This window comes from Peribacillus sp. NPDC058002, from assembly GCF_042886655.1.
Lineage (GTDB): Bacteria > Bacillota > Bacilli > Bacillales > DSM-1321 > Peribacillus > Peribacillus aracenensis.
This window is the reverse complement of record NZ_JBHVQU010000292.1, coordinates 1-4,120: the sequence shown is the minus strand read 5'-3', so window position 1 is coordinate 4,120 and position 4,120 is coordinate 1. Positions and strand designations below refer to the sequence as shown.

At 40.5% G+C, this 4,120-nt stretch carries 3 protein-coding genes; 1 reads left to right on the top strand and 2 read right to left on the bottom strand.

All coding sequences use genetic code 11. The annotated features are described in order from the left end of the window. Nucleotides 1–33 precede the first annotated feature (33 nt). Nucleotides 34–1,752 (bottom strand): ABC transporter ATP-binding protein, encoded by a 1,719-nt coding sequence (locus ACFVSH_RS23740; protein ID WP_387599155.1) that lies wholly within the window; start codon nucleotides 1,750–1,752, stop codon nucleotides 34–36. A gap of 218 nt (nucleotides 1,753–1,970) precedes the next feature. On the opposite strand from ACFVSH_RS23740, the gene ACFVSH_RS23735 reads away from it, so the two are divergent. Further along, entirely contained in the window at nucleotides 1,971–3,212 is a 1,242-nt protein-coding gene (locus ACFVSH_RS23735) for an MFS transporter (RefSeq protein ID WP_387708176.1), read from the top strand. Nucleotides 3,213–3,412: 200 nt separating this feature from the next. Here the strand turns inward: ACFVSH_RS23735 and ACFVSH_RS23730 are convergent. Further along, nucleotides 3,413–4,120 (bottom strand): glycosyl hydrolase family 18 protein (locus ACFVSH_RS23730; RefSeq protein ID WP_387708174.1); only part of this gene is annotated, 708 nt, incomplete at its 5' end.

Below are 4,120 nucleotides of genomic sequence, written 5' to 3'. Positions count from 1 at the left end.
AAGCTATATGTCCTTGTGAGGACATATAGCTTTTTATCTCTTTTGAAATTGTAATTGATGCAGATTGGCAAAAAGGCCCCCCTGCTTAAGTAAGTCATCGTGACCGCCCTCTTCAGCAATTCCTTCTTCCGTAACTACCACGATCTTGTCAGCGTTTCGTATGGTTGCCAAACGGTGTGCGATGATTAGCGTAGTTCTGTTTTCAGCCAGTTCAGTAAGAGCCTGCTGTATTATTCTTTCCGTTTCAGTATCGAGTGCAGAGGTTGCTTCATCGAGAATTAATATGGGCGGATTTTTTAAAAACATCCTTGCTATTGCAATCCGTTGTTTTTGTCCTCCCGATAATTTCAAGCCGCGTTCCCCTATTTGAGTCTCATAGCCTTCCGGAAGTCCTTCAATGAAAGTCTCCAAATGGGCTTTCCTTGCGGCTTCTTTAATTTGTTCACCAGATGCGTCAAGCATTCCGTACGCAATGTTCTCTTTTACAGTTCCTGTAAAAAGAAACACATCTTGCTGGACTATGCCAATTTGTGAGCGCAATGACTTTTTCGTCATCTCACGAATATCAATTCCATCAATGGAAATCGAGCCGGCATTAACATCATAAAATCGTGGGATCAATGAACATATAGTCGTTTTCCCGGCTCCTGAAGGCCCGACAAAGGCAATGGTTTCACCCGCTTTAACTGTTAGATCAATATCTTTTAAAACCGGCTTTTTATCTTCATAGTTAAAAGAAACGTCTTGAAAGGAAATATCGCCCAAAAGGGTGGTCACTTCTATTGCATCCTTCTTATCCACGACATCAGGCGCGACATCCAGAAGTTCCGTAAAACGCTTAAAGCCGGCCATCCCTTTTGGATAGAGTTCCATCAACGCACTGATTTTGTCGATCGGTTTAAATAATACGTTAACGTATAAGACGAATGCAACCAGTTCACCATAAGAGAGCTGCCCATGAAATGTTAGCCAAGCTCCTATCACCAACACGGCCAGGGTCATAAATCTCGTCATCATGTAAATGCCTGATAAGCTAAAGGACATTACCTTATATCCAAGAAGTTTCGCTTTACGGAATCTGCGATTATTAGTAGAAAATCTTTTCATTTCATATGTTTCATTAGTAAAGGATTGGACAACCCTCACCCCTGAGACGCTATCTTCCACACGGGCATTTACATCTGCAACTTCTGTATACATTTTCTTCCAGGCTTTATTCATCTTTAAGTTACTTATGACAATTAATAAAACGAGGAACGGTAAGATACAAACCGATATGAGTGCCAATTTCACATTGATCGTCAACATAATCCAAAATGCACCTATAAAAGTCATGAAGGCAATGAATAAATCTTCGGGACCATGGTGAGCAAGTTCACCAATATCGAACAGATCATTAGTTATGCGGCTCATGATATGGCCGGTTTTCGTGTTATCAAAAAAACGAAAAGATTGTTTTTGCACATGCTCAAATAATTCCTCACGCATATCAGTCTCAATATTGATACCCAATTTGTGACCCCAATACCCTACGATGAACTGTAGGAAGGTACTAATGATATAAAGGAGGAACAATCCGGCACTTACCGAAACAATTGCAGACCAATCGTCGCCAGGCAGCAGTGTATCTATAAACCACTGAACGGCTAGCGGAAATGCAAGTTCAAGTACAGCCACCACCACAGCACTGAAGAAATCAATAATGAATAACCGCTTATGCGGGAGGTAATATGAAGCAAAACGTCGAATCATCAAATTTTTCTCCTTTTCTACATATATTAAGGAGTATAATTCCATATTCAATATTCAGCAAGCATTTCATAACCCCCATTTTCATATTATGGTAAAATCATCTTATAAAACAGCCCAACCCGGCTCATGCAATCTATTAAATTAGGGAGTGAATCCAGTGTAAAAAAGATAACCATTTTAAATATCCATGATTTTAGTTTCTTAAAAGGATGGTATTCATGAAAAATACATCGTTTCGATGCCTTTGGATAGGTCAGGCGTTTGCAAATCTAGGGGATATATTTTATGTAGTCGGGTTGATTTCACTATTATATACCTTGACGGGATCTGCTTTTTATTTGAGTTTGCTTCCGTTCACTACAACGATTTTTAGGTTTTTCAGCAGTTTACTTGCCCCCCTTGTCATCGACAGGTTTCCTTTAAAAAGAATTCTTGTACAATCTCAATGGTGGAAAACTATCTTACTCGTTTGCCTAGGAATCTATATAACAATTTTCAATCATGGTTTTTCCGTTGCCGTCATTTTCTTTATCGCCTTGATTTCATTATTGGATGGAGTCGCAGCGCCGGTCAGCGCAGCTTTGGTTCCTCAATTGGTTCCAAAAGATGAACGGATGAAAGCGAATGGTTTCTTGAATGTGATCACCCAGACCATCTTTGTAGCAGGATGGCCACTAGGCTCCGTCTTATTGATAAGCACCAACAGCAGCTTCATCATTTGGCTTGCTGTCATGCTTTTTGCCGTTTCAACGATCTATACAGTTAGAATCGAAATCTCTGGGCAAACGACGGATTCTGTTGCTCCGACAAACTGGGGTTCCATTAAATCCGGATGGGTTGCGATTCACCAAATCCCAACTATCCGTACACTCATTTCCATTGATTTTATAACTACTTTAGCTTCAAGCGTGTGGGTGGCTGCCATTATTTATTTATATGTAGAACAGAACCTGCAACTTGGTGAGGAGTGGTGGGGATACATCAACACAAGCTACTTTGTCGGCATGATTTTCAGTGGATTGATCGTCATCCGTTTTGCCAAGTTACTAGAAAAATATATTGGTTTCTTCATCATTCTCGGGCTATTTTTAAGTTCACTGCTGATTTTGCTTTTTGGAACTACCAGTATTCCAGCTTTGGCTTTGCTGCTGGCATGCCTGTACGGTCTCCCGGAACAAATCAGGGAAGTGATTTACACCAAGCTATTCCAAGACCATGCAACGGAAAAGACTCTTGCAAAAATTTATGCCGTTTGGGGAGCGGTCATCAATCTTACATTTGCCGGCTCTGTCTTACTATTAGGCTATATAACGGAAACATACAGTGTCAAAACAACATTCCAATTTTCTTCCACCCTGATATTCCTTGCCTTTCTTTATGCAACGTTTAAAAGGAAGGAATTACAAGGAAAAAAATGTGATCCATCACTGTCAAGTCAGCCTTCTAACATTCCTAGATGATGCTTTTCTTTCGATTTAACATAAAAAAGGAACCTTGGTTTTTCCATGGCTCCTTTTTTATGGTTCAAGACTCCTCGAACCATATTGTCTCTCTTTAAAATCTTGCTCGGTGTGATTGGCTTGCCCCTGATTAAAGCTGCACAACCAAACAAGGAAAAAAATATCTAAAACTTCTTTTCACCACTTGGCACCCATTCATTCTATTTGATAATCCAGATATTATTATCCATAAACTCCCAATTCTGCGGAAATTCCAAACCGATCTGCCAATAAGTAGCACCTATCAGTTCATATGCATCAATCATTTCATATTTTGCGCTTATTGATCGAATATCTTCAAACCAAACGACATGATTCGAATTCTCTCTTCGATAAGAATAGGTAGGGGAAACCGCTGAAGTGTCAAAAGTTATTTCAGAGCCAGTTGCAATGGCAAGATTTTGGGCATTTTGAGCTGATAAAGCCTTAGTCTCGTGGCTTGGAATTATCCAATCATAGCCATACATAGGAAATGCCGACTGCAGTTTATACTCAGGTATAGTCGACAAAGCATAGCGAAGAACTTCGCCCATCCACCAAAGTGGGGAAATGGGTTCAGGCGGGCCAGTTGGATATCCATAGTCAATGGTCATCACGGCAACAAGGTCGGCTGCCTCTCCGATCCCCCGATAATCATGCCCGCCTACAATTCGATTATCTGGATTATCCGCTGTTTTTGCATGTACGTTCACATGCAGGATCAGTTCCTTCAACCCCTCCTTTAATTCTTTTAAAAAAAGCACATAATCGGAACGCCTGGCAGGTGGGATGAATTCGATGTCCATACTGACACCCCCATATCCTTTCTCCCTAACGAAATTAAGCATACTTTTGATTAAATTCGCTCTGAATACTGAACTGGCAAGGAC

Excerpts from the sequence above, each read along its gene's own strand:
- ACFVSH_RS23740 (WP_387599155.1), bottom strand. The coding sequence starts at position 1,752 with ATGATTCGACGTTTTGCTTCATATTACCTCCCGCATAAGCGGTTATTC.
- ACFVSH_RS23735 (WP_387708176.1), top strand. The coding sequence starts at position 1,971 with ATGAAAAATACATCGTTTCGATGCCTTTGGATAGGTCAGGCGTTTGCA.